Origin of the sequence: Oceanicola sp. S124, assembly GCF_000220565.1 — a bacterium.
Taxonomy (GTDB): Bacteria; Pseudomonadota; Alphaproteobacteria; order Rhodobacterales; family Rhodobacteraceae; genus Pseudooceanicola.
Genome location: NZ_AFPM01000232.1, coordinates 15701 through 39572, shown reverse-complemented (window position 1 = coordinate 39572; position 23872 = coordinate 15701). Strand labels below are relative to the sequence as shown.

At 67.9% G+C, this 23872-nt stretch carries 25 protein-coding genes; 6 read left to right on the top strand and 19 right to left on the bottom strand.

From position 1 onward, the window contains the following. The 10 genes from OS124_RS24960 to OS124_RS0116165 all read right to left on the bottom strand — a co-directional run. The coding region (locus tag OS124_RS24960; protein ID WP_010140845.1) for an alpha/beta fold hydrolase at window positions 1-869 on the bottom strand (869 nt) is incomplete at its 3' end. 113 nt (window positions 870-982) lie between these two features. Next, window positions 983-1951, bottom strand: a complete 969-nt coding sequence (locus tag OS124_RS0116205; protein WP_010140844.1) for an alpha/beta fold hydrolase — start codon at window positions 1949-1951, stop codon at window positions 983-985. A 234-nt stretch (window positions 1952-2185) separates the two neighbouring features. Beyond that, on the bottom strand, window positions 2186-3115 hold the full coding sequence (locus tag OS124_RS0116200; RefSeq protein WP_010140843.1) for a homoserine O-succinyltransferase: 930 nt from the start codon (window positions 3113-3115) through the stop codon (window positions 2186-2188). A gap of 33 nt (window positions 3116-3148) precedes the next feature. After that, window positions 3149-4021, bottom strand: coding sequence for a hypothetical protein (locus OS124_RS0116195; protein WP_010140841.1), 873 nt, complete (start codon window positions 4019-4021; stop codon window positions 3149-3151). 182 nt (window positions 4022-4203) lie between these two features. Then, a complete protein-coding gene (locus OS124_RS0116190; protein WP_010140840.1) occupies window positions 4204-5307 on the bottom strand; it encodes an OmpP1/FadL family transporter in 1104 nt (367 codons plus the stop codon). 283 nt (window positions 5308-5590) lie between these two features. After that, window positions 5591-6682: an OmpP1/FadL family transporter gene (locus tag OS124_RS0116185; protein ID WP_010140839.1), complete on the bottom strand. Its 1092-nt coding sequence runs from the start codon at window positions 6680-6682 to the stop codon at window positions 5591-5593. Between the two features lie 249 nt (window positions 6683-6931). After that, window positions 6932-7822, bottom strand: coding sequence for a DMT family transporter (locus OS124_RS0116180; protein ID WP_010140838.1), 891 nt, complete (start codon window positions 7820-7822; stop codon window positions 6932-6934). A 96-nt stretch (window positions 7823-7918) separates the two neighbouring features. Then, window positions 7919-8440 (bottom strand): DUF1697 domain-containing protein, encoded by a 522-nt coding sequence (locus OS124_RS0116175; RefSeq protein WP_010140837.1) that lies wholly within the window; start codon window positions 8438-8440, stop codon window positions 7919-7921. Next, entirely contained in the window at window positions 8437-9699 is a 1263-nt protein-coding gene (locus tag OS124_RS0116170) for a cation:proton antiporter (RefSeq protein WP_010140836.1), read from the bottom strand. The genes OS124_RS0116175 and OS124_RS0116170 overlap by 4 nt, the downstream gene beginning before the upstream one ends. 56 nt (window positions 9700-9755) lie before the next feature. Beyond that, complete coding sequence (locus OS124_RS0116165; protein ID WP_010140835.1) at window positions 9756-10457, bottom strand: endonuclease/exonuclease/phosphatase family protein; 702 nt, start codon at window positions 10455-10457, stop codon at window positions 9756-9758. A gap of 36 nt (window positions 10458-10493) precedes the next feature. Between OS124_RS0116165 and OS124_RS0116160 the strand changes: the two genes are divergently transcribed. After that, a complete protein-coding gene (locus OS124_RS0116160) occupies window positions 10494-11147 on the top strand; it encodes a hypothetical protein (RefSeq protein ID WP_010140834.1) in 654 nt (217 codons plus the stop codon). Here OS124_RS0116160 and OS124_RS28295 read toward each other — a convergent pair. From OS124_RS28295 to mazG, 6 genes are all read right to left on the bottom strand, one after another. Further along, window positions 11144-11503: a hypothetical protein gene (locus OS124_RS28295; RefSeq protein WP_337459430.1), complete on the bottom strand. Its 360-nt coding sequence runs from the start codon at window positions 11501-11503 to the stop codon at window positions 11144-11146. The genes OS124_RS0116160 and OS124_RS28295 overlap by 4 nt on opposite strands. A 37-nt stretch (window positions 11504-11540) precedes the next feature. Then, complete coding sequence (locus OS124_RS24955) at window positions 11541-12572, bottom strand: protein adenylyltransferase SelO (RefSeq protein WP_337459429.1); 1032 nt, start codon at window positions 12570-12572, stop codon at window positions 11541-11543. Between the two features lie 40 nt (window positions 12573-12612). Next, entirely contained in the window at window positions 12613-13059 is a 447-nt protein-coding gene (locus OS124_RS24950; protein WP_010140833.1) for a GNAT family N-acetyltransferase, read from the bottom strand. Next, window positions 13056-13994, bottom strand: a complete 939-nt coding sequence (locus OS124_RS0116145; RefSeq protein WP_010140832.1) for a nucleoside hydrolase — start codon at window positions 13992-13994, stop codon at window positions 13056-13058. The genes OS124_RS24950 and OS124_RS0116145 overlap by 4 nt, the downstream gene beginning before the upstream one ends. A gap of 212 nt (window positions 13995-14206) precedes the next feature. Then, entirely contained in the window at window positions 14207-15226 is a 1020-nt protein-coding gene (locus tag OS124_RS0116140; RefSeq protein ID WP_010140831.1) for a Fe(3+) ABC transporter substrate-binding protein, read from the bottom strand. A gap of 89 nt (window positions 15227-15315) precedes the next feature. Continuing rightward, complete coding sequence (mazG, locus tag OS124_RS0116135) at window positions 15316-16143, bottom strand: nucleoside triphosphate pyrophosphohydrolase (protein ID WP_010140830.1); 828 nt, start codon at window positions 16141-16143, stop codon at window positions 15316-15318. Between the two features lie 63 nt (window positions 16144-16206). Here mazG and OS124_RS0116130 point away from each other — a divergent pair, with 63 nt between their 5' ends. Next, a complete protein-coding gene (locus OS124_RS0116130; protein WP_010140829.1) occupies window positions 16207-17376 on the top strand; it encodes a M20 aminoacylase family protein in 1170 nt (389 codons plus the stop codon). A gap of 1 nt (window position 17377) precedes the next feature. Then, complete coding sequence (gene speB / locus OS124_RS0116125; protein WP_010140827.1) at window positions 17378-18346, top strand: agmatinase; 969 nt, start codon at window positions 17378-17380, stop codon at window positions 18344-18346. Between the two features lie 115 nt (window positions 18347-18461). Here speB and OS124_RS24945 read toward each other — a convergent pair whose 3' ends face one another. Further along, the gene (locus OS124_RS24945; protein ID WP_010140826.1) at window positions 18462-18734 is read right to left on the bottom strand and encodes a hypothetical protein; all 273 of its coding nucleotides are present in this window, start codon (window positions 18732-18734) and stop codon (window positions 18462-18464) included. Window positions 18735-18796: 62 nt separating this feature from the next. Here OS124_RS24945 and prfA point away from each other — a divergent pair, with 62 nt between their 5' ends. The 3 genes from prfA (at window position 18797) to OS124_RS0116105 (ending at window position 21622) form a co-directional block, all read left to right on the top strand. Then, complete coding sequence (prfA, locus tag OS124_RS0116115) at window positions 18797-19846, top strand: peptide chain release factor 1 (RefSeq protein WP_010140825.1); 1050 nt, start codon at window positions 18797-18799, stop codon at window positions 19844-19846. Continuing rightward, a complete protein-coding gene (gene prmC, locus OS124_RS0116110; protein ID WP_010140824.1) occupies window positions 19843-20700 on the top strand; it encodes a peptide chain release factor N(5)-glutamine methyltransferase in 858 nt (285 codons plus the stop codon). Before prfA ends, prmC begins: the two co-directional genes overlap by 4 nt. 190 nt (window positions 20701-20890) lie before the next feature. Continuing rightward, window positions 20891-21622: a DUF4167 domain-containing protein gene (locus OS124_RS0116105; protein ID WP_010140823.1), complete on the top strand. Its 732-nt coding sequence runs from the start codon at window positions 20891-20893 to the stop codon at window positions 21620-21622. 132 nt (window positions 21623-21754) lie between these two features. Here the strand turns inward: OS124_RS0116105 and rsmA are convergent, their stop codons facing one another. Both rsmA and OS124_RS0116095 read right to left on the bottom strand, forming a co-directional pair. Then, window positions 21755-22597, bottom strand: coding sequence for a 16S rRNA (adenine(1518)-N(6)/adenine(1519)-N(6))-dimethyltransferase RsmA (rsmA, locus tag OS124_RS0116100; RefSeq protein ID WP_010140822.1), 843 nt, complete (start codon window positions 22595-22597; stop codon window positions 21755-21757). After that, window positions 22598-23851, bottom strand: coding sequence for a peptidylprolyl isomerase (locus OS124_RS0116095; protein ID WP_050900905.1), 1254 nt, complete (start codon window positions 23849-23851; stop codon window positions 22598-22600). Window positions 23852-23872: the final 21 nt, after the last annotated feature.

Below are 23872 nucleotides of genomic sequence, written 5' to 3'. Positions count from 1 at the left end.
ATCTCGGCGCGCAGGGGCTCGGCGTGGCGTTCGGGCTTCACGGTCTGGTCGCGCATCCCCTGGACCAGTTCGACCGGCATCGCCAGCCCGGGCATCCGCGTGACCATCAGCTGCTGGTCGCGGACCAGCCGGACGCGCTGGCGGGCGTCGGCGCGCAGCGAGGCGGGGCGCAGCGACAGGGCCGAGCCGGCGCGGGCGAGGTAGTCGTCCGGCATGGCGTCGGGGGCGAACTGCGGCGCAAGCTCTTCCAGCAGGCGCCGTTCCGGCATCCAGGCGGTGAGCAGCCAGGCGATCAGCGGGCTGATCACCGGGCGCGCCATCAGCCGGAAGTGGCGCTTGATCACCGGTGGCCAGGGGAAGACAGGCGCGGCGATCAGCACCAGCCCGGCCAGACGCCCGGGGCAATAGGCCGCCCAGCAGGCCGCGACCGCGCCACCGAAGCTCTGGCCGCAGAGCACGACCTGCCCCAGGCCAAGCTCGGCACAGGCCGCATCCATCAGCTCGGCCTGGCGGCGCAGGGTCAGCCCGGGCATGCAGGGCAGCGAATGCCCCAGCCCGGGCCGGTCGAAGAGCGTGACGCGGAACCTCGCCGCCAGCAGCCCCGGCATCAGCGAGATCTGCTGATCGCGAAGGTTCCCCGAGGCGCCGTGCAGCAGCACCACCGAGGGGGCCTCGGCGGGGCCGTGTTGCAGGACATGCAGCCTCTGACCCTCGATGTGCAGGATGCGGCCCTGGGCCGGCCAGCGGGCGGCGCGACGGGCCGCGCGGTGCCGGGCGCGCAGCAGGGTCAGCACAGCGCCGACAACAAGACCGACCCCCAGCAGGCCGGGGATCAGAAGCGCGACGGAGACGCTCTCGTGCATGGTCATCTCTCCCTCCCGCGGTGGGCGCGCCGCGCTGCGCCCATCGTATTGCCAGCCGCGTCTTGCCTTGCGTCGTCTTGCCCTTGCCGCGTCTTGCCCCGGCGGCCATCGGCCTTGCGCTACTGCTCCCGGGCGGCGGCGCGGCGGGCGGCGCGGCGGACGGCGTCGTTGATGCCCTCTGGGTCGCCGACATGGGGCATGTGCCCCTGACCCTTCAGCAGCCGGACCCGGGCGCCGGGGATCTCTCGGCCCAGCACATGGGCATGCAGTTCGGGCTTCACGGCCGCATCCTCGGCGCCGTTCACCACCTCGACGGGGATGGCGATCTTGCCGTAGTGCGGTCCGATCTCGGACAGGTCGCGGCCCATCCGGGCAAGCTGGCGATTGTCGGCCACCACGTTGCGCGGCAGAAGAGACAGCGGCAGGCCGATGCGGTCACCATAGCCGTCGGGCACGGCGTTGGGAAAGAAGACCTGCGCGTAGCCCTTCTGGAAATAGCTCTGCGGGAACCAGGCGAACACCACCTGTGCAATCAGCGGTCCCAGCACCGGCATCGCCGGGCCCTTGATGCGCCAGGGCAGATGGGGCAGCCATGGATAGGCCGGTGTTGCCGCCAGGGCCATGGCCCGCAGCCCCTCGGGGCGGTGCAGCGCCCAGGCCAGGGCGACCGAGCCGCCAAAACTCTGGCCCAGCAGGACGAAGCTGTCGATGCCGAGCGCGCGCACCGTGTCGGCAAGGAAATCGGCCTGCTCGCGCAGGCTTTCGCCACGCCGATGCAGGGGGCGGGTATGGCCTTCGCCGGGGCGGTCGATCAGCGTGATGCGGAATTCGCCCTCGAGGCCCCGGGCAAAGCACGCGATCGCCTCGCGCATGTGGCTGGTGGCGCCATGGGCGATCACCAGGTCGGGCCCGCTGCCGAACTGGTGTACATGCACCCGGTGCCCGTTCACCACCTCGAACCGCCCGAGCACGGGATAGGTCCGCATGACGCGCCGCTGCTTCAGCTGGCAGGCCAGCCAGGTGATGGCGAAGAAGAGGGCGATGGCCCCCAGGCAGCCGGCGACAAGCCAGGCAAGGAGAGTGAGCATTCGGGTCTTCCTGATCGTCTTGCCGGGCAGGCTGGCCTGTCCCGGATCTTCCCGATCCTGCTTAGCAGTGTGGAACGGGCGATCAAGTGCGCGTGAACGGTAGCGTAGGGTCGCGGCCTCCGGCGTGTCCCGCAAGGCGCAATTCCGGGCAGGCTGGTGTCTTGTGAGAGTTGCGCCACGCCCGCCGGGCCCGAGACCCCGCGACGTACGGGATCCGGGCGCGGCGCGGCCGCCTCAGGCCTCGCCGATGCGGGCGAGGTCGAAGGGCGTGGTCTGGTAGATCTGGTTGATCCAGTTGCCGTAGAGCAGATGCGCATGGCTGCGCCAGCGGTTCTGCGGCTTGCGCGTCGGATCGTCGTCGGGGAAGTAGTTCAGCGGCGGCAGGATCGGTGCCCCGGCCTCGACGTCGCGGTCATACTCCTGTTTCAGCGTGTCGCTGTCATACTCGAAGTGGTTGAAGACATAGAGCGCCCGATGGCCCGGATCCTCGACCAGGCAGGGGCCGGTCTCTTCGTTGCCGAGCAGGGTCTTCAGGCCACCGCCGGCGGCACGGATGTCCTCTTCGCGCATCTCCGTCCAGCGGCTGACCGGCACGGTGCAGGCATCCGAGAAGCCGCGCAGGAAGGGCGAGGCCGGATCCAGGTTCGCCTGCGGATAGCAGCCGAAGTACTTCTCGGTCAGGATGTGCTTGGGCACGCCGTGGAAATGGTGGATCATCGCCATGCCGCCCCAGCAGACGCCGAATGTGGAATGCACGTGGGTCTGGGTCCAGGCGAAGACCTGTTGCAGCTCTTCCCAGTAGGTGACCGCCTCGAAGGGCAGGTGCTCGATCGGAGCGCCGGTGATGATCAGCCCGTCGAACTTCTCGCCCGAGGCCGCGACCTCCTCGAAGGGGCGATAGAAGCTCTCCATGTGCTCGGCGGCGGTATTCTTGGTCTGATGCTCGCTCATGCGGATCAGCGAGAGCTCGATCTGCAAGGGTGTGGCACCGATCAGCCGGGCGAACTGGTTCTCGGTCTGGATCTTCTTCGGCATCAGGTTCAGCAGGCCGATGCGCAGGGGCCGGATATCCTGACGTGCCGCCTGATCCTCGGACATGACCATGACGCCCTCGCGGGTGAGAACGTCGTAAGCGGGCAGGTCGGCAGGGATCTTGATGGGCATGTGAGGGTCCTCGTGGACAGCGGCAGAGGCCGTTTAGCTAAGCTCTTCTTCGCGCCGCGCAAGCGCATTTTCGATCAGGTTTTCGAAATCACCGGCGCTGCGCACTGCGGCGACCTCGTCGGCGGTGACGGTCACGCCGCGTTTCGCCATCTCGGCGTAGCGCGGCTGACGGTGCGACAGGGCCCGCGCGTAGGTCCAGCGCACGAAGGCGTCGGGGTCGACCCGGTCGGGGGCCTCGCCGGTCTCGGCGCGGTAGTCCTGCCAGGCCTGATGCAGGAAGGCGGGTTCGTAGTACATCGGCTTCGGGGCCCGGTCGAAGCGGCGCACCAGCTCGTCTGTATGGGCCTCGTCGCCCTTGATCCAGACCAGCAGGGCGGCGTCTTCCAGCGCCGTCAGCACCGGATCGCCGGGGTTCCAGGGATCCACCACCTCGCAGATCGAGCCGCCGCTGTCGCAGACGAAATGCGGATAGCCGTAAAGCTCGACCGCGCGGCGGGCAAAGCGGGCTGTATCCAGCAGCGAGGCGACCTCGGCCACCCGGTGCTGTTCCTGGCGCACCATGTATTCGTCGAAGGGCAGCCCGCCCTTCGCCGGATCGCCGGGCTTGCCGAGGTAGGTCGACAGCGGCGCGAGGTTGTTGAAGGTGATGTTGGAGCCGATGTAGATCGAATCCGTCATCAGCAGGTCGCGCAGGAAGGGCACCTGCATGGCGTGGCGCTTGGCGTTGTCGGCGATATGCTCGCCCATGTAGCCGGTGCCGATGCGGTAGTCGATCGAGTAGTGGAACCAGGTCCCGGCATCGCGCAGCAGGTTCGAGACATGGGTCTTGCCCAGCCCCGACATGCCGAAGAGAAGCACGCGTTTCTCGGTGGCCGCGCGCCAGTCCTGTGCCGATTTGTAAAGCATTCCGCCCCCTTGCATCCCGCGCGGCGCCCCTCGGCACCGTCGCGCACAGCGTTAGGGGAGGCAGGCGCCGGGGTCAAATCCCAATGCGGCCGGGCCCGGGGGCGGGCATGTGAAAACCCCCGGTCCTTGCGGGCCGGGGGCTGTTTGCGGGCGCTCTGCCCGGTGGTCGGGCAGGCCGTGGATCAGAAGCTGTAGGCGATCTTCAGGCCGAAGGCGGTGGCTTCGTTGTCGGTGAAGCTGGCGCGCGGGGTATCGGCCGTCTGGGGCTGGGCATCCCCCAGCCAGACATGGCTGATCCCGCCCGAGATCTCGACCGCCTCGGTGACCTTGTAGCTCAGGCCGAGGGACAGCTGGGTCTTGCCGTTGGACGGCGCCAGCGGAGACACGAGGCTGTCGCCCCCCTTCTCGTAGGCCACGCTCATCGAGCCAGCCAGCTTCGGCGTGAAGCGGCGCCCGATGCCAAGCTGGTAGGTCGTGCTGTCCTCCAGGCTGACCAGGTCGCGGTTCGCGGTCTGCGGCCGCACCTTGAACTGCGAATGCTTGACGTGGCGGATGCTGGCCATCAGCAGCGTGTCCTCGGCGATGCCGCTCTGGAATTCGAGATGCCAGCTCTCGGGGGTCTTCGAGGTCAGCGTGCCGGGAATGCCGGAAGCGGCCAGACCGTATTCGACGGTGTCGAAGTCATGGCTGATTTCCGAGTTGTAGGTCAGCGCCAGGCGGAAGGCGATGTCGGGGATCTCGTAGGCGGCGCCCAGCACGTAGCCGGTGCCAGAGCCGTCGTTCAGCTCGACCGAGTAGCCGGAAAGACCGGCCGGCGGCGGGCCGCCGTAGGCCAAGCCGTCCAGGGTGATCTCGCCCTCGGCGTTCTGGTGGCGGATACCGCCGTAGACGCTGACCCGGTCCGTGGCCTGGTACTTTGCCAGCAGGGTCAGGGCGCGCACGTCCGCCTGGGCGGCAGTGCCGTTCAGCATCTGGTTCGCCCCGCCGTAGTCATACTCGACATCCGCCCCGAAGGGGGTGTCGTAGATCAGGGCCAGGGCCACGCGATCCGTCACGTCCATCTTCAGCCCGAAGCTGGGCAGGGTGTAGCCCTTGCCGACGTCGGAAATGCTGTTGGCGGTGGCGTCGACGCCGGTCAGCGACGGGTCGACAGAGCCGAAGCTGAGCTCGAACCGGTTACCTTCGGCGAAGAGCAGCATTGCGGATTGGCTGGAGCGCTCGATCCCGCCCGCGTGGGCAGTCGTTGCGCCGAGAAGCGCCAGAAGGGCGCCGGCTTGCAGTTTCATGATGTCTCCTCCCAACTCAGGTTTGCACCTGCGTAATCGAAGCCTAGAGCCGCAGAATGCCCTGCGGCAATTGGCCCAGAAAGTTGACGTTGGGGGAAGCCTACGTAACGTGACGTTATTTCCGTCGCACTGTGGCCTGATGGACATACCGACAGGCGGAATTTGACTTTCCGCAGCGCGGAAATTGGGTCCCTTTTATGCCGCGCTGCGGAAAAAGCGGGGCGGCAGAGGGACTTGCCCTGCCGCCTCCTGGTCGGCCCCGGCCGGTTCCGGGGGCGGAGTCTCAGAACTTGTAGGTCATTTTCAGCCCGACCGCGGTCAGGTGATTGTCCTCGAAGCGGCCGACGGTGCTGCCGCCGACGGTGGCATTGGCGTCGTTGTACCGCCGGTAGCTGAGGCCGCCGCCGATCTCGATCTGGTCCGTCGCCTTGTAGCTGAGTCCGAGCGAGAGCTGCTTGTAGCCGTCATAGGGCGAGGTCGAGGAGGCATCCTGGTCGACCTTCGGCTCGAAGGCATAGGTCAGCGAGCCCGAGAGCTTCTGGCTGAAGGCCCGGCCGATGCCGATGCGGTAGGTGGTGCTGTCGTTCAGGTTCACCAGGTCGCGGTTCAGCACGCTGGGGGTCAGCTGGAAGGCCGAGTGCTCGACCCAGCGGGCCGAGGCGGTCAGGATCGTGCGCCGGTCCAGCGCGTGCTGGAAGTCGATGTTCACCGATTGCGGCGTGACGCTGGCGGTATCGGTCGAGGCGCCGAAGGAGGCGCCGTTGAAGGTCTCGACCGTGGGATAGTCGTAGTGGATCTCCGAGTTGTAGGTCAGGGCCAGCCGCATGGCACGTTCCGGGATCTCGTAGGCCGCGCCCAGCACGTAGCCGAGGGCGGTCTGATCCGCGAAGGTCACCTCGTAGGGCTGCGCCGGCAGGCTGGCATAGGCTGCCCCGTCAAGGATCGTCGAGCCGCCGGACTGCTGGATCCGCAGGCCGCCGAAGAGGCTGACGTTCTTGTTGAGCTGGTACTTGCCGAGGATCGTCGCGGCGCTGGTGTCGGCAATGGCGCGCTGCCCGTCGAGCACCGCGCTGGAGGGGCCGTACTCGATATCCGAACCCCAGGGCTTGTCCAGGATCAGCGCCAGGGCCAGCGTATCGCTGACATCCATCTTCAGCGACAGCGAGGGCGAATTGAAGTCGTTGGCGATGTCCCCCGAGGGATTGCTGTCGGCCATCTGTCCCGAAAGATGCGGCATGACATGCCCGAAGCTCAGCTCTACCAGGTTGCCCTTCTGGTAGAGGATCATTGCGGATTGCGGGGTGCGCTCGGTGCCACCGGCATGGGCCATGCCCGCCCCGAGCAGCGCCAGGATGGCGCCGGTCTGAAGTTTCATCGTGTTTCCTCCCGTTACAGAATGTCCATTGCGGCATTCTCTGCGCAATATTGTTTCGGGATGGGTCGCGGGGATCAATCGTCAGACCGTGCGGCCTTCAATTTGCGGAATGAAATTCCGCATTTTGGCCTGAACTGTGGCGTTGCTGCAATAGGGCTGCCCTGCGAATTCCGGCAGGCGGAATTTGCAGGTGCAGAAACATTTGTAATATATAGGTTTTTCGGTTCTGACGCGAATCAGAGTCACGCTCTAGGTGGCGTCGAGTGCCACCGGGCGGGGCCGGGTTTCCGACCGGATGTTGACCACGTTTCCGGCAAAGATCACCACGGCGCCTGCCAGTACCCAGAGGTCGAAGGGCTCTCCGAGGAAGAGCACCCCCAGAAGGACGGCCAGCGGCAGGCGGGTGAAGTCGATCGGCACCACCACGGTCGCGGGCGCGAAGCTGAGTGCCGAGGTGACGCAGAAATGCGCGAAGAGGCCGCAGCAGCCGACGAGCACCAGCAGGGGCAGGGTCTCGGCGGTCGGCAGCGCGAAGTCGAGGTCATAGCCGCCGCAGATCAGCCCCATGACGGTCTGCGTCACGGTCATCCAGAAGATGATCGACAGGGTGGGCACGTCGCGGGTCAGCCGCTTGGTGGTCACCATGGTGACGGCGAAGCCGATGGCGGCACAGGCGGCGGCGATGACGCCGGGCGACAGCTCTTGCGTGCCGGGTCGGGTGACCATCAGGATGCCGACGAAGCCGAGGCCCGCAGCCAGCACCCGCATCAGGGTCAGCCGCTCGCCCAGCACCAGCGGCGAGAGCACCAGCACCCAGAGCGGCGAGGTGAACTCAAGCGCGAAGACCTGGGCCACGGGGATCACGGCGACGGCGTAGAACCACAGGTTCTGACCGGTGAAATGGGCGATGTTGCGCCCGATGTGCAGGCCCATGCGGCGCGTGCTGATCCGCCCCCAGGCGCCGCGCGCGGTGATCAGCGTGACCATGATCGCCACGCCGGTCAGCGACCGCCAGGTCATGATCTCGAAGGTATCCAGCGAGGTCGACAGCGCCCGCCCGGCAAAGGCCATGATCAGGAAGGAGGCCACGGCGCCGCTCATCCAGAGGACGGCGCGCAGGATGTCTTGGCGGGTGGTCACGGGAAGGGCCTGCGAGTTTCTTGAAAGGTCAGACGCTGTTGTGACCGCTTGCGGGGCCGGGCGCAAGCCTTCACGCGCTGGCGTGGTCCGGCAGGCTCAGCCGAGCGCGAGCAACGCCTCGACGGTATTCAGGTTGCGCAGGGTGACCGGCAGGCCGAGCGCGCCGTCGATCTTGCCCGCCAGCTTCGAGCGCCCGATGCCCTTCGGCGTATACATCCAGAGGCAGAGCGGACCGAGGGCCAGCTCCTCTCCCTGCGTGCAGAAGGGGACGAGCCGGTCGGGTGCCTCCTGCGCCGGAGTGCCGCGAAAGAAGCCCAGATGCGTCATCTTCGGGTCGGTCCCGGCGAAGGGCAGGGCCTCGCGGGCGGCACGCAGTTCTGCCAGGCTCAGCGCCACGGCCTCGGGGCGAAAGCCCACATGGGCCGCGATCACCTCGCAGGTCCAGTCCGCGACAGCCTGCGGATCCTCGCGGTCGAGATCAAGGACCAGGTTGCCGCTCTGGATGTAGCTTGCGACGTTCGCCGCGCCCGCCTCAGTGAGCGCCGCGCGCAGGGGCGCCATGGGCAGCTTGCCCGTGCCGCCGACATTGACGGCACGCAGCAGGACGATCCACCTCATACCAGGTCGGGCTCCCGTCCGACTTTCGCAGCCAGCTTGCCCACGGTCAGTCCCTGCACGAGGATCGAGAAGATCACCACCGCGTAGGTCGCCGTCAGGATCAGCGGTTTCCACTCGCTGTCGGGCAGCGACAGGGCGAGGGCGACCGAGATGCCGCCCTTCAGCCCACCCCAGGTCATGATCGGCAGGGTGCCGGGGCCGAAGTCGCGGAAGGGTTTCAGCAGCAGCAGAGGCAGGGCCACGGCGCCGAGGCGCGCCACCAGCGCCAGCCCGATCGCCAGGGCGGCGGCGGCGAAGAAGCTGGGCTCGAGCTGCACCGCGAAGACCTCCAGCCCGATCAGCAGGAACAGCACCGCGTTGAGGATCTCGTCGATCAGGTGCCAGAAGGTTTCCACGTAGTCGCGGGTCTTCTCGGACATGCCGTGGCGGGCGCCGATGTCGCCGATCAGCAGGCCGGCGCAGACCGCCATGATCGGCGCCGAGACATGCAGCGCCACCGACAGCTCGTAGCCGCCGAAGGCCAGGGCCAGGGTGATCAGCACCTCGAGCGAGGGATCGTCGATGCGGCGCATGACGCGGAACACCAGGTAGCCCAGCACGAGCCCGATCACCGCGCCGCCGACCGCCTCGCGCAGGAACAGCTGCGCGGCGGCGGCCAGCTGGTTGGTCTCTTCCCCGCCGCCATGGCCGCCCGTCGCGCCGAAGGCGATGCCGACGAGGACGAGATAGACCACGTAGCCCACGCCGTCGTTGAACAGGCTTTCCCCGGCGATGGTGGTTTCCAGGCTGCGGCGCAGGTTGGCCTCGCGCAGCACACCCAGCACCGCCACCGGATCGGTGGGAGAGATCAGCGCCCCGAAGACCAGCGCCACCAGCAGCGGCATCCCCGTCAGCCACGAGAAGCCGACCCCGACGATCACGGTCGAGATCGCGACCCCCAGCGTTGCCATCAGCAGCACCACCGGCCATTGCGCCCTGAGGTCCGACAGCTTGACGTGCAGCGCGCCGGCAAACAGCAGCAGCCCCAGCATTCCCTCCAGCAGCGCATCAGAGAAGTCGATGCCCAGCACCAGGGTGCGGATCTGGTCGGCCAGGGCGAAATCGGCAATGGCCAGGTCGAGGCCCAGCATGGTCAGCGAGGTGGCCAGCGCCACCAGCAGGATGCCGATGGAGGAGGGCAGGCGCAGGAAGAAGTAGTTCACGGTGCCGAAGGTGGCCGCCAGCACGATGAGCAGAGAGGCGATCTGCAGGATGGTCATGGGAAATCCGGGCGTTGGAAATATGGCCCCGGCATAGCATGGCGGATCGCCACTGGCTACGCCGCCCGCAGGCTGAGGTCGAGGCAGACCGGCAGGTGATCCGAGGCGATACGGGCGGGTTGCGCGCTCAGCGCACGCAGCGGCGTGGCGCGCAGGTCGCGGGTGATGCCCATGCGGTCCAGCGGCGCCACGGGGCGGGCAGCGGGAAAGCTCGGCACGCCGGGCAGCAGGTCGAGAAAGCCCAGCTCGGCATCCAGGTCGCGGGCCGGACCCCAGGCGTTGAAATCCCCGGCGATCAGGGTGGGCATCTTCGCCAGCGGCTCGACTGCGCGGCGCAGGGCGGCGCATTGCAGCCGCCGCCAGCGCGCCACCAGCCCGAGGTGCACGCCGATCACCCGCAGCGGCCCGATGGGGCTGGCCAGTTCCGCCAGGATCGCGCCGCGCGGCTCCAGCCCCGGCAGGTCCAGCCGTACATGGTGCTGCACCTCGATCCCCGGGCGCAGCAGCAGCGCATTGCCGTGCCAGCCAAGCGAGGGCCCCTTGCCGAAAGGGGCGATCTGCCAGCCCTCGGCCTGGATCATGTCATGGGGCAGGGCGGCGGGACGCGGCGCCAGGCGCTTGTCGGCCTCCTGCAGCACGGCGATCACGGCGCCGGTGGCCTCCAGCACCTCGAGGCTGCGCCTCGGGTTGCGGCGCAGGTCCAGGCCGACACATTTCTGCAGGTTGTAGCTTGCGATCCGCACCGAGGAGGCTTTCATAGGGTCTCTGTGGCACCCAACGTTCGAGGCTTCCAGATGTTTCGGGAACAATCCATCGTGACGCGCCTGATCTGGCTGTCACTGCTGTTTTCCATCGCGGAGTCGCTGTTCCTCGGGCGCTGGTCGCTGGCCTTCATCGCCGCGGCGACGCTCTCGGCGTCGATGGTGCCGATGTTCGTGGCGCGCTGGATGCACATCCGCGTGCCGCCCGGTTTCATGGCTGCCGTGGTCGCCTTCATCTGGGGCACGCTGTTCCTGGGCGAGGTCTTCGACTTCTATAACCGGTACTGGTGGTGGGACGTGGTGATGCACGGCGGTTCGGCCATCGGTTTCGGCATGATCGGCTTCATCCTGGTCTTTGCCATGTTCCAGGGCGACCGCTACGCCGCGCCGCCCATAGCCATCGCCTTCTTCGCCTATTGCTTCGCCGTCTCCATCGGCGCGACATGGGAGGTCTTCGAATTCGCCATGGACCAGACCTTCGGCACCAACATGCAGAAATCCGGGCTGCAGGACACCATGTGGGACCTGATCGTCGATCACGCCGGGGCGATCTTCGGCGCCTCGGTGGGCTTTGCCTATCTCAAGGGGCAGGAGAGAGGCGGCCTGACCGGCCTGATCCACCAGTTCGTCGACCGCAATCCCCGCCTCTTTGCCCGTCTCAAGGACTGGCAGGACAAGAGGCGCTAGGTGCCGCAGAAGGTGGCCTGCACCTCTTCGCCGGGGCGCGGCGGGGCGGCATAGGCACTGTCTGCCTCGGCCAGCGAGAACGGAGTCGCCAGGACCCGGTGCAGGTCGCGGAACGGCGCAAGGTCGCCCTCGTGCGCTGCCGCAAGCGCTGCTTCCACCCGGTGGTTGCGGGGGATCACGGCGGGGTTCACCCGGGCCATCAGATCCTGCGGCGCCTCTTCCCGGGCGATCCGCGCCTCCCAGTCGCCGCGCCAGGCGGTGAAGGCGGTAGTGTCGCTGAACATGGTTTCAGCCCGTCCGGGATCTTCGCCAAGCGCGCGGAAGGTATTGGTGAAATCGGCGCCCTCGTTCTGCATCAGGCTCAGCAGCGCCTCGATCAGCCCCCGGTCGGCCTCATCCGCCTCGGCGATCCCCCAGCCTCTGCCCGAACCGCCGCAGCGTGGCGGCGTCGATCAGGCCCGGCATGGCATGGACGGCCTGGGTATAGGCTTCGACCTGCGCTTCGGCATCCTCTTCCAGCAGCAGCAGCGCCGAGGCCAGCTGCGCCATGTTCCAGGGCAGGATATGGCGTTGGTTGTCATAGGCATAGCGCCCCTGCCGGTCGATGGACGAGAACACGGTCTGCGGATGGTAGCCATCCATGAAGGCGCAGGGGCCGTAGTCGATGGTCTCGCCGGAAATCGTCGTGTTGTCGGTGTTCATCACCCCGTGGATGAAGCCGAGCGACAGCCACTGCGCCACCAGCTCGGCCTGCCGGGCGATGACACCCTTGAGGAAGGAAAGCGGCCCGTCTGCCTGCGGATCATGGCGCGCGATGGCATGATGCATCAGCACCCGCATCCGCGCCGGATCGCGCCGCCCGGCGAAGAACTCGAAATGCCCGACCCGCAGGTGAGAGCTGGCGACGCGGGTCAGCACGGCGCCGGGCAGGGCGGTCTCTCGGTAGATCGTGTCCCCCGTCGCCACCGCGGCCAGGGAGCGCGTCGTGGGCACGCCAAGCGCCGCCATCGCCTCGGACACCAGGTATTCCCGCAGTACCGGCCCTATGCCGGCCAGCCCGTCGCCGCCGCGTGAAAAGGCGGTACGCCCCGAACCCTTCAGCTGGATATCCCGCCGCTGGCCGGTCCGGTCCACCACCTCGCCGATCAGCAGCGCGCGGCCATCGCCAAGCTGAGGGGAAAAGCCGCCGAACTGGTGCCCGGCATAGGCCTGGGCCAGCGGGTCGGCGCCCTCCGGCAGCTGGTTGCCGGAAAAGACCTGCGCCAGCTCCTCGGGCGGGGCCTCGCCGCTCATGCCAAGCTCGGCGGCGAGGGGCGCGTTGAAGGCCAGCAGCTCGGGCGCGCTGGCTGCGCGCGGCGGCTGGCGCAGGAAGAACCCCTCGGGCAGGGCGGCGAAGGTATTGTCGAAGGGGAAGGCGATGCTCATGGCCCATAGCTAGGGCGCATCGCGCGCCAATGCCAGAGCTTCAGAAACGCCGCGTCCAGCACAGGCTGTCGGGCGCGGCGCGATAGCCGCCGACCCGGGCCAGCCGGGCAAGGGCGTGATCCGCGCTGGGCACGATGACCCGCAGCCGCTTCAGCCCGGCCTCGGCCAGGGCGCGCGGCAGGATCGACAGAAGCTCTGCTCCGATGCCGCGGCCCCGGATCGCCGGACGCACCCAGATTTCGTCCAGGTCGGCCGCCAGCCCGCCGTCGCCCAGTGACCACCCGAAGGAGATCGCCGCGTAGCCGATGGGGGCCCGCGCCGGGCCGGCGATGTAGATCGCCCCATGCGGCGCCCCCGACAGGATCGGCCCGAGCGCCTCGCGCAGGGCCCAGTCCTCGCTCGCCAGCCCCAGTTCGGTATGGCAGGCGCGCAGCATCGGCAGCAGCCGCTCCTCGTCGCCCTCCCGGGCCAGGTGCAACGCGGTCAAAACCGGCCGAGCCGTTCCGTCAGCAGATCGAAGAAGGCATCGTCGTCGGCGGTGCCGATGAACAGCGCATTGGCCTCGCGGTCGGTGACCCGCCACCAGTCGGCGACGGTCATGCCCAGGGTCAGTTCCGAGGAGGTCTCGATCTCGACGTTGATATGGCGGCCCTGGAAGATCTCGGGACGGATCAGGTAGGCGGTGACACAAGGATCATGCAGCGGTCCGCCGAGCGAGCCGTATTTCTCGACATCGAAACGTTCGAAGAAGTCGGTCATCTCGGCCACCGCATGACCGACCTTGCTGTCCAGCGCGCGAATGGCTTCGATCCGGGGCCGGGTGGCCAGCACCTTGTGGGTGACATCCAGCGGCATGACCACCAGCGGAACGCCGGATCTAAAAACGATATCAGCGGCTTCCGGGTCGACGTAGATGTTGAACTCGGCTGCCGGGGTGATGTTGCCGACCTCGAAATAGGCGCCGCCCATCAACACGATCTCCTGCACGCGCGAGACGATGTCGGGGGCTCTCTCGAAGGCGGTGGCGACATTGGTCAGCGGGCCGAGGGGGCAGAGCGTGACGGTGCCCTCGGGCTCGGCGCGCAGGGTCTCGATGATGAAATCGACCGCGTGCTGCTCTTGCAGGGGCATCACCGGATCGGGCAGCACCGGGCCGTTGAGGCCGGTCTTGCCATGCACATGCTCGGCGGTGTGCAGCTTGCGCTTCAGCGGTGCCTCGCAGCCGGCGAAGACCTTGACGTCGGGCCGGTCGGCCAGCTCGCAGACGATGCGCGCGTTCTTCTGGGTCAGCGGCAGCGGCACGTTGCCCGCAACGGCGGTGATGCCCAGCACCTCGATCTCTTCCGGGCTGGCCAGCGCCAGCAGAATCGCCACGGCATCGTCCTGCCCGGGGTCCGTATCGATGATGATCTTGCGTGCCATGTCCGCTCCTTCGGTCTTGCCAGAGAGGCGGAGAGTGATCTGCCCGCAGCGATTTGTCCATCGCCCGCGGCGGGGCTCGGCGAAAAAGCGAAGGGGCGCGCCCGCCCGACAGGCAGAACCGCGCCCCTTCCTATTCGATGGCGACAAATACTCCGGGGGGAGACCGCCGCAGGCGGGCGGGGGGCTGGCCCCCGACCCGGGCCGAGGCAGGCTCAGCCGTCGAAATCGACCTCTTCCATCAGCCGCAGCGCATCGGGGCGCAGGGCGGCGAGATCCATCAGCGCCACGTCATCAGCCTCGAAGCTGCCCCAGGAGGCGACCAGCTCGGAGGGCTCCGAACCCGGCGCGACAGGGTATTCGTAGTTCTTCTCGGCGTAGATCTCCTGCCCCTCGGGCGAGACGAGGAACTCGACGAACTTCAGCGCCGTCTCGCGGTTCGGCGAGGCCTTGGTCATGGCGATGCCCGAGATGTTCACATGCGCGCCGCCGCCCTCGAAGGTGGGGAAGACGATGCGGGCGCTTTCGGCCCAGTCCTGCTGCTCGGGATCGGCCAGCATCTGGCCCATGTAATAGGTGTTGCCGAGCGCGATGTCGCATTCGCCGGCCCAGATCGCCCGCACCTGGGCGCGGTCATTGCCCTGGGGCTTGCGCGCCAGGTTGCCCTTCAGCGCGGTCAGCCACTCTTTCGTGGCCTCTTCGCCGTGGTGGTAGAGATAGGCGGCGGTCAGCGCGACATTGTAAGGGTGGGTGCCCGAGCGGGTGCAGATGCGGCCCTGCCACTTGGGATCGGCCAGATCCTCGTAGGTGGTCAGCTCACCATCCGCGACGCGTTCCTTGCTGGCATAGACCACGCGGGCCCGGGTGGTGACACCGAACCAGTGGCCCTCGGGATCGCGCAGCGCCGCCGGGATCGCCTCGATCAGCGCCGGGTCGTCGATGGGTTGCGTGACGCCCGCATCCACGATGGCCGACAGCCGCGCGATATCCACCGTCAGCACCAGGTCGGCCGGAGAACGCATGCCCTCGGCCTTCAGCCGTTCGACCATGCCCTGTTCCAGGAAGGCGACATTGACCGGGATGCCGGTTTTCTCGGTGAAGGCCTCGACCAGCGGCGCGATCAGCTCGGGCTGGCGATAGGAATAGAGGTTCACCTCTTCCGCCGCGACGGCGGGGGCAAGGGCGGGCAGCGCCGCGCCGCCAAGGGCGACGGCAGACAGGATACGTGAGAACATGAGGCCTCCTCGGGGGTTTCTTCCCGGATATGGCCCGCCACCCTTCCGCAGGTCAATCCCGACTGTTACTGTCGGGGATCACGAGGAAGTTATCCGGCCGCCTTCTCCGCCGCCTTGGCGGCATCCCAGAGCGCATCCATCTCGGCCAGGTCGCTCTGCTCCGGGCGCTGACCCTTTGCTGCAAGAGCATCCTCTACCGCATTGAAACGGCGGGTAAACTTCGCATTGGCGGCACGCAGGGCCTCTTCCGGGTCGACACCCAGGTGACGGCCCAGGTTGGCCATGACGAACAGCAGGTCGCCATATTCCTCGGCCACCTTCTCGGGGGTCAATTCGTCGCGCGCCTCGACCAGCTCGGCGGCTTCCTCGGCGATCTTGTCGACCACCAGGCCCACTTCGGGCCAGTCGAAGCCGACCCGCGCCGCGCGTTTCTGCAGCTTCACCGCGCGCATCAGGGCGGGCAGACCCAGGGCGACGCCGTCCAGCACCCGGGTCTCCTTCTTGGCGGCGCGCTCGGCGGCCTTGATCTTCTCCCAGTCGAGGGTCTGCTGGGCGGCGCTCTTGTCGCGGCTTTCGTCGCCGAAGATATGCGGATGGCGGTCGATCATCTTCTGGCCGACCACGCCGGCCACGCTGTCGAAGCTGAAATGCCCGGCCTCCTCGGCCATCTGGGCATGGAAGACCACCTGCAGCAGCAGGTCCCCCAGCTCTCCCTCCAGCTCGCCCATCTCGCCGCGCTCGATGGCATCGGCGACCTCGTAGGCCTCTTCGATGGTATAGGGCGCGATGGAGGCGAAATCCTGCTCGATGTCCCAGGGGCAGCCCGTCTCGGGGTCGCGCAACCGGCGCATGATCTCCAGCAGGCGGGGCAGCCCTGCCTCGACGTCATGGATGGGATCACGGCTGTCATCGGCCATTGCAGCGCCTCGCGGTTTGGGATTTCCTGCACCCTGACGAGAGAACCCCAAGGAGTCCAGACCATGCCCGTGGTCAATCGCATCGCCGGTCTTGCCGGGGAAATGGAGGACTGGCGCAAGCACCTGCACCAGATCCCCGAGATCGGTTTCGACTGTTTCGAGACCGCCGCCTTCGTGGCCGGCAAGCTGGCCGAATTCGGCATCACCGAGGTGCACGAGGGCATCGCGAAGACCGGTATCGTGGCGATCATCGAGGGCCGCGAACCGGGCCCGACCGTGGGCCTGCGCGCCGACATGGATGCCCTGCCGATGACCGAGGAAACCGGGCTGCCCTATGCCTCCGGCAAGGCGGGTGCCATGCATGCCTGCGGCCATGACGGTCATACCACCATGCTGCTCGGCGCCGCCAAGTACCTGGCGGAGACGCGCAATTTCGCCGGTCGCGTGGCGCTGATCTTCCAGCCCGCCGAGGAAGACGGCGGCGGCGGTGGCCGCATGGTCGAGGCCGGCATCATGGAGACCTTCGACATCTCCGAGGTCTATGCCCTGCACAACGCCCCCGGCATGCCCGTCGGCACCTTCCGCACCGCGCCCGGCGCCATGATGGCCGCCGTGGACACGATCCACATCCATGTGACGGGCACCGGCGGCCATGCCGCCAACCCCCAGGACACGGTCGATCCCATCGCCGCCACCGTCGGCATGTACAACGCCATCCAGACGGTGATCTCGCGCAACCACGATCCCGTGAAGGACCTGGTGATCTCTATCACCCAGATCCACACCGGCAGCGCCGAGAACGTTGTGCCGGAAAAGGCCTACATGATGGGTACGGTGCGCACCTATGACCCTGTCGTGCAGGACATGGTGGAACGGCGCCTGACCGAGATCGTCGCCGGGCAGGCCGCCGCCTATGGCGTGCAGGCCGAGCTGATCTACGAACGCTGGTATCCGGCGACCATCAACAACCCCGAGAAGGCCGCCTTCGCCGCCGATGTGGCCCGCGAAGTGGCGGGCGAAAACGCCGTGCTCTTCAACGACGAGCGCGAGATGGGGGCCGAGGATTTCTCGTTCCTGCTCAATGCCCGGCCCGGCGCCTACCTCTTCCTCGGTCAGGGCGACACGGCGCCGGTGCATCACCCGAAGTTCGATTTCAACGACGAGATCGCCCCGGTCGGCGCCAGCTTCTTCGCCCGGGTCGTGGAAACCGCCCTGCCGCTGAAAGGAAACTGAGATGGCCCTTGAAGACGCCAAGACCCAGGTCGACCAGGCCTTCACCCGCGCGCAGGCCCGGGGCCTCAGCTACGAGAACGCCTTCGGCGGCGCCACCTCCTTCCTGCGCCGCAAGTACACGAAGGATCTGACCGGCTTCGACCTCGCGGTGACCGGCGTGCCCTTTGACCAGGCGGTGACCAACCGCACCGGCACGCGCCTCGGCCCCCGCGCCATCCGCGAGGCCTCGACCCTGCAGCCCTACGATCCGCCCTATGGCTGGGGTTTCGATCCGCTGGGGGAGTTCGCCGTGGCCGACTATGGCGACCTGGCCTTTGATTACGCCAAGGTGGCCGAGTTCCCCGAGACGCTGACCAACCACATCCGGGGCATCCTTGCCCAGGGCGCGGGCTCGATCGCGCTTGGCGGCGATCACTACATCTCGTTCCCGATCCTCAAGGCCTATGCCGAGAAGTTCGGCCCGCTCTCGCTGATCCATTTCGACGCGCATAGCGATACCTGGCGCGATGACGACATGAGCCGGATCGACCACGGCACGATGTTCTACAAGGCGATCAAGCTGGGGCTGATCGACCCGGCGCGCTCGGTCCAGGTGGGCATCCGCACGGTGAACGAGGATGGCGCCTTCGGGATGAACATCATCGACGCGCCGGAGGTCCACGAGACAGGCGCCAAGGCCGTCGCCGCGAAGATCCGCGAGATCGTCGGCGACCACCCGGCCTACCTGACCTTCGACATCGACTGCCTCGACCCGGCCTATGCGCCCGGCACCGGCACGCCTGTCTGGGGCGGGCTGACCACGGCCCAGGCAGCGGCGATCCTGCGCGGCATCGCGGGCGTGAACCTGCAGGGCGGGGATGTGGTCGAGGTCTCGCCCCCCTTCGACACCACCGGGGCCACGGCCATTGCCGGCGCCCATGTGGCGATGGAGCTGATCGCGCTCTGGTGCTGGACCCGTCGCAAGGACTGAACCATGGAGTTCGCCCCCTGCAGGGGCGAAGCCTCCGGCGGCAGTATTTTTGGCCCTCGGATGGATGCAGGGTGCCAATTCCCTCTATCCGATGGCTGCAAATACTGCGGGGGAGTCAGCCTTCGGCTGACGGGGGGCCAGCCCCCCGCTCAGTGTCCAGATCGCGCGACGACAGGCAGGAGGGCCCCACCTCGCGCCACATCGGCACGTTCAGCGACATCTGGCATTGCGCAAGGTAGCTGCGGCCATCGACGCTGAGGCAGATGGTCTCGCCCAGCTCGACCCGGTCGCCCTGTCGATCGGTGCAGTAGCACTCGATCGGCTTCAGGGGCGGGGCCTCCTGTGCCATGGCGGGCAGGGCAAAAAGGATCAGGGCATAGCGCAGCATGGCCTAGTGTATCACGGGTGCAGGCTTGACCAAAGTGCGACTTTGGGGGATGGCTTCGCCCCATGATCTCCGAAGACAAGCTGGCCCGCATCAAGGGCCGATCCGAATTCATCGAAGCCAAGATGGCCGAGGGCGGCGGTGATTTCGCCGCGCTGGCGCGCGAATATGCCGAGCTGAAGCCGGTGGTCGAGGCGGTCCGCGCCTACGAGACCCTGCGCGCCGACATGGCCGAGGCCGAGGCCATGCTGGCCGATCCCGAAATGCGCGCCCTCGCCGAAGAGGAACTGCCCGGCCTCAAAGCCCGTCTGCCCGGGCTGGAGCAGGCCCTGCGCATCGCCCTGCTGCCCCGCGACATGGCCGACGCCCGCCCGGCGATGATCGAGATCCGGCCCGGCACCGGCGGCGACGAGGCCGCGCTGTTTGCGGGCGACCTGCTGCGCATGTACCAGCGCTATGCGGAAGGGCGGGGCTGGAAATTCGATATCGTCGAGGAACAGCTGACCGAGCTGGGCGGCATCAAGGAGGTCACCGCGGCCGTGCGCGGTGAGGGCGTCTTCGCCCGGCTCAAGTTCGAAAGCGGCGTGCATCGCGTCCAGCGGGTGCCGAGCACGGAAAGCGGAGGGCGGATCCACACCTCTGCCGCCACCGTCGCCGTACTGCCCGAGGCCGAGGAGGTCGACATCAGGATCGACCCGAACGAGATCCGCATCGACACCATGCGCGCCTCGGGCGCCGGTGGCCAGCACGTCAACACCACCGACAGCGCCGTGCGCATCACCCATATCCCCTCGGGGATCGTCGTGACCTCCTCCGAGAAGTCCCAGCACCAGAACCGCGCCATCGCCATGCAGGTGCTGCGCAACCGGCTCTTCGACCTGCAACGCCAGCAGGCCGCCGATGCCCGCGCCGCCGACCGCAAGGCGCAGGTCGGCTCGGGCGACCGCTCCGAGCGCATCCGCACCTACAACTTCCCGCAGGGGCGCATGACCGACCACCGCATCAACCTGACGCTCTACAAGCTGGACCAGGTGATGCAGGGCGACCTTGACGAGGTGATCGAGGCGCTGATCGCCGATCACCAGGCGCAGCTTCTGGCCGAGGACGGGGCGTGAGCGACGCCCGTCGCGCCCTCGCGCTGGCCGGGCAGCGCCTCGCCGAGGCCGGGGTGCCCGATCCCGGCCGCGATGCCCGCCGCCTGCTGGCCCATGTGCTGGGGATCGCCGCCGAGAGGCTCTCGGTCGAGATGCCGGCGGATCTGGGGGACAGGGCCGCCGCCTTCGACGCAGCCGTTACCCGGCGCGTGGCGCGCGAGCCGCTCAGCCATATCACCGGCAGCCGCTTGTTCTGGGGCCGCAGCTTTGCCGTTACCGCGGATGTGCTGGACCCGCGCCCCGAGACCGAGGCGCTGGTGGCCCATGCGCTCGAGGCGCCCTTTGCGCGGGTGCTCGACCTCGGCACCGGCTCGGGGTGCCTGCTGCTGACCCTGCTGGCCGAGCGGCCGCAGGCGAGGGGGCAGGGGGTCGACCTCAGCCCCGCCGCGCTGGCGGTGGCGGGGCGCAATCGCGCGGCACTGGGGCTTGAGGACCGTGCCGAGCTGACCGTGTCGGACTGGTTTGGCGCGGTCTCGGGACGGTTCGACCTGATCGTCTCGAACCCGCCCTACATCACCGAGGCCGAGATGGCCGGCCTGTCGCCCGAAGTGCTGCGAGAGCCCGCCATGGCGCTGAGCCCCGGCGGCGACGGGCTGGACAGCTACCGGGTGATCGCGGCGCAGGCCGGGGCGCATCTGCTGCCCGGCGGAAGGCTGGCGGTCGAGATCGGCTGGCGGCAGGGCGCCGCCGTCGCCGCGCTCTTTGCAGCGGCGGGTCTTGAACAGGTGGCCATTCATCCCGACATGGATGGCAGAGACAGGGTCGTGGCGGCCCGGGCTCCTCGCGGGGCCGGGAAAGACGCAAAATCTGCGTAAAACTGTCACTTCCCTCTTGTCATCTGCATTCGGGCATGTTTATTCGATCCTATCCGGATCGAGGACGCGCAGTTTGGCAGCGTCTCCCGGATGCCAAGCCAGAGAGAAACCGCTCGCCAAGATCCGACGCAGGACGCGCCGAGGCAGCGAGCAGGTACCTTAGATACAACAAGGCTGGACATCTGACCTTATGAGATCTTCGAAATCACGTTCGCGGAGCAAATCGCGCAACCGTTCCGTCGGGAACATCGTCAACCGGGTCTTCGACTCTTCGGGGCCCGAAGGCAAGGTGCGCGGCACCCCGCAGCAGATCATCGACAAGTACAACCAGCTGGCGCGCGATGCGCAGCTGGCCGGTGACCGCGTCGCGACCGAGAACTTCCAGCAGCATGCCGAACATTACCTGCGGATGCTGGGCGAGGCCCAGAAAGAGCAGGACAATCGCCGCGAGCAGCAGGAACAGGAAAACCGCCAGCGTCAGGCCGACCGCGACCGCGAGCGGTCACAGCACCGCCAGGACCGCGACGGCAACAACGGCAGCGGCGACGACCGCGCCGAGGCGCGCTCGGACACCCCGCAAGAGCCTGTTGCCGAGGCCGAGGCCTCGTCGCATGGCGAGACCGGCGGCAAGTCCGAGAAGTCGGGTCGCGCGCCGCGCAGCCGCAAACCACGCGGCTCCGGCGATGATGCGGTCGATGGCGCACCGAAGTCCTCGCGCAGCCGCTCGAAGAAGTCGCAGGACGACGTGATCGAGGTGAGCTCGGATGACGAGGGCGACAGCATGCTGGTCGAGACCCCCGAGAATGCCGGCGACAAACCCAGCCCCCGCAAGCGCGCGCCGCGCAAGGCCCCCGAGGCCAGCGCGGCCGAACCCGAGACGACGGCACCCGCCGCCGCAGAGGGATCGCAGACGGTCGACTGAGGCGCTGCCTGCCCTGGGCAGGCATGAGCGCAAACATACAGACAGGCGGTCCCTTGGGGCCGCCTGTTGTCGTTTATGCCTGTCCGGGGAGGCGACGCCGGGGCGTTGCAGCAACTCGCGCGGGGCGGCAGCTCAGCCTGCGGCGATGTTGCGGGCGAGGGCGCAGAACTGCTCCAGCCCCACGGTCTCGGCGCGGTCGGTGGGCTTGATGCCCGAGGCCAGCAGGCGGTCTTCCAGATCCGGCGCAAGTCCCTTCAGCGCGGCGCGCAGCATCTTGCGACGCTGGTTGAAGGCCTGGGCCACGACGCGCTCCAGCACCTTCGGGTCGGCGGGGTAGCGCGGTTCGGGCAGGGCGGTCAGGTGGACAACGGCGGAAGAGACCTTGGGCGGCGGCGTGAAGGCCTCGGGCGGCAGCGAGATGGCGATGCGCGCCTCGGCCCGCCAGGAGGCCAGCAGCGCCAGCCGGCCATAGGCCTTGGAGCCCGGCGCGGCGACGATCCGCTCGGCCACCTCGCGCTGGAACATCAGCGTCAGGCTTTCCCAGAAGGGCGGCCATTCGGGCGGCGTCAGCCAGCGCACCAGCAGTTCCGTGCCGACGTTGTAGGGCAGGTTGGCGGCGACGCGGATGGGCGGGGTCAGATGCGCCAGCGGGTCGATTTGCAGCGCGTCGCCCTCGATCACCTGAAGGCGCCCGGGATAATGCGCCGCAACCTCGGCCAGCGCCGGCAGGCAGCGGGCGTCCTTCTCGATTGCCAGCACCTTGCGCGCGCCTTCGGAGAGCAGGCCACGGGTCAGCCCGCCGGGGCCGGGGCCGATCTCCAGCACGTCGCAGCCCGACAGGTCCCCGGCCTGGCGGGCGATCTTGGCGGTCAGGTTCAGATCCAGCAGGAAGTTCTGGCCCAGCGACTTCTTCGCCGCGAGGCCATGGGTTGCGATGACTTCACGCAGCGGCGGAAGTCCGTCGATGGCAGCCATTTACTCGACGATGCGCGCTTCGGAGCGCAGCTGGGCCAGGTAGCCCTCGGCGTAAGAGCCGAGACGACGGTTCTGCAGCTGCTGCAGCACGGCGGCGCGGTCGATCTCGCCATCCGCGCCGGCGCCGGCCGGGGTCCGGCCGCAGAGCATCAGCAGCACCAGGGTCTGACCGTTGTTGGTGGTCAGCGCGGTCGAGACCTCGTTGTCGTCCAGCTTGGCCAGCTCGAGGCCGATATCCGAGGGGATCTCGCCGGGGGCGAGGCTCACGCGGTCCAGCACCTCTTCGGGCTGGCCCAGGGCCACGCCGTAGAGGTCATCACAGGTGTCGATGCCAGAGGCTATCTCGGCGGCCTTGGCCAGCGCCTCGGGCGAGCGGCCGCCGGGAATGAAGTAGCGCGCATACTCGATGGCGGAATATTCCTGACGGGCGGCAGTGCTTTCCTGGATCGCCCGCAGCTGGAACAGCGCCAGGGCACCGTTGACCTGCTGCGGCTGGGTCACCTGGCCGGGGCGCAGGCCCATGATCACGGGCTGCAGGGCGGGCGGCAGGTTCGAGATGCTCATCCAGTTGATACGGCCGCCATTGCCCCGCGAGGGGGCGGCAGAATACTGGCGCGCGGCATTGGCAAAGGCGTCGATCGAGGTCATCTGCGAGATCTGCCGGGCCAGGTCCGCAGCGCCCCCGGGGTTCTGCGCGGTCGGGATGAAGATCTCGGAGAGCAGCACCTGCACGCCGCCGCCCTGGGACTGGCTGGCAATGGCGCGGTCGATCTCTTCCTCGCTGACGTTGACCTTCGATGCGAAGAGGCCGCGCACGACCTGGCGCCAGACCACGTTCGAGGCGATGAAATCGCGGAAGGTCTGTTCAGAGACGCCTTCCTGGCCAAGCGCGGTGACGAACTGTGCGGTTTCCATGCTGGCCTGAGAGGCGAATTGCGTCATCGAGGCCTCGACCTCGGCGGGATCGGCCTTGAGGCCGAAGCGCTCGGCGGCGCCGGCCTTCAGGCGGTCCTCGATCAGCTGTTCGCGGGCCAGTTGGGCGGGGTCGCCGGGGGCGCTGAAGATCTGCAGCATGCGGGCGCGCTGATCCAGCTCGTATTCGGTGATGACCTTGTCGTTGACGCGGATGGCCGGGCCGAAGCTCTGGGCCATGGCGGGCAGGGCCGCACCAAGCAGGACGGCGCAGGCTGCCAGCGGCGCCAGCAGGTGGCGTGCCTTGCGGTGAAGGGGGCTTTGCGGAACGGAAGTTGTCATGTCTGCCCTGGTCATCTCTGC

What these genes read in the sequence shown, in the direction of transcription:
- OS124_RS0116185 (WP_010140839.1), bottom strand. Translation starts at nt 6,682, where the DNA reads ATGAAACTTCAGACCGGCGCCATCCTGGCGCTGCTCGGGGCGGGCATG.
- OS124_RS0116160 (WP_010140834.1), top strand. Translation starts at nt 10,494, where the DNA reads ATGTTTCGGGAACAATCCATCGTGACGCGCCTGATCTGGCTGTCACTG.
- OS124_RS24945 (WP_010140826.1), bottom strand. Translation starts at nt 18,734, where the DNA reads ATGCTGCGCTATGCCCTGATCCTTTTTGCCCTGCCCGCCATGGCACAG.
- OS124_RS28295 (WP_337459430.1), bottom strand. Translation starts at nt 11,503, where the DNA reads ATGCAGAACGAGGGCGCCGATTTCACCAATACCTTCCGCGCGCTTGGC.
- mazG (WP_010140830.1), bottom strand. Translation starts at nt 16,143, where the DNA reads ATGGCCGATGACAGCCGTGATCCCATCCATGACGTCGAGGCAGGGCTG.
- OS124_RS0116195 (WP_010140841.1), bottom strand. Translation starts at nt 4,021, where the DNA reads ATGCTTTACAAATCGGCACAGGACTGGCGCGCGGCCACCGAGAAACGC.
- OS124_RS0116170 (WP_010140836.1), bottom strand. Translation starts at nt 9,699, where the DNA reads ATGACCATCCTGCAGATCGCCTCTCTGCTCATCGTGCTGGCGGCCACC.
- OS124_RS0116190 (WP_010140840.1), bottom strand. Translation starts at nt 5,307, where the DNA reads ATGAAACTGCAAGCCGGCGCCCTTCTGGCGCTTCTCGGCGCAACGACT.
- rsmA (WP_010140822.1), bottom strand. Translation starts at nt 22,597, where the DNA reads ATGGCTGCCATCGACGGACTTCCGCCGCTGCGTGAAGTCATCGCAACC.
- OS124_RS0116205 (WP_010140844.1), bottom strand. Translation starts at nt 1,951, where the DNA reads ATGCTCACTCTCCTTGCCTGGCTTGTCGCCGGCTGCCTGGGGGCCATC.
- OS124_RS0116145 (WP_010140832.1), bottom strand. Translation starts at nt 13,994, where the DNA reads ATGGCACGCAAGATCATCATCGATACGGACCCCGGGCAGGACGATGCC.
- OS124_RS24955 (WP_337459429.1), bottom strand. Translation starts at nt 12,572, where the DNA reads ATGAGCATCGCCTTCCCCTTCGACAATACCTTCGCCGCCCTGCCCGAG.
- OS124_RS0116105 (WP_010140823.1), top strand. Translation starts at nt 20,891, where the DNA reads ATGAGATCTTCGAAATCACGTTCGCGGAGCAAATCGCGCAACCGTTCC.
- OS124_RS0116200 (WP_010140843.1), bottom strand. Translation starts at nt 3,115, where the DNA reads ATGCCCATCAAGATCCCTGCCGACCTGCCCGCTTACGACGTTCTCACC.
- OS124_RS0116140 (WP_010140831.1), bottom strand. Translation starts at nt 15,226, where the DNA reads ATGTTCTCACGTATCCTGTCTGCCGTCGCCCTTGGCGGCGCGGCGCTG.
- OS124_RS0116095 (WP_050900905.1), bottom strand. Translation starts at nt 23,851, where the DNA reads ATGACAACTTCCGTTCCGCAAAGCCCCCTTCACCGCAAGGCACGCCAC.
- OS124_RS0116175 (WP_010140837.1), bottom strand. Translation starts at nt 8,440, where the DNA reads ATGAGGTGGATCGTCCTGCTGCGTGCCGTCAATGTCGGCGGCACGGGC.
- OS124_RS0116130 (WP_010140829.1), top strand. Translation starts at nt 16,207, where the DNA reads ATGCCCGTGGTCAATCGCATCGCCGGTCTTGCCGGGGAAATGGAGGAC.
- prfA (WP_010140825.1), top strand. Translation starts at nt 18,797, where the DNA reads ATGATCTCCGAAGACAAGCTGGCCCGCATCAAGGGCCGATCCGAATTC.
- OS124_RS0116165 (WP_010140835.1), bottom strand. Translation starts at nt 10,457, where the DNA reads ATGAAAGCCTCCTCGGTGCGGATCGCAAGCTACAACCTGCAGAAATGT.
- speB (WP_010140827.1), top strand. Translation starts at nt 17,378, where the DNA reads ATGGCCCTTGAAGACGCCAAGACCCAGGTCGACCAGGCCTTCACCCGC.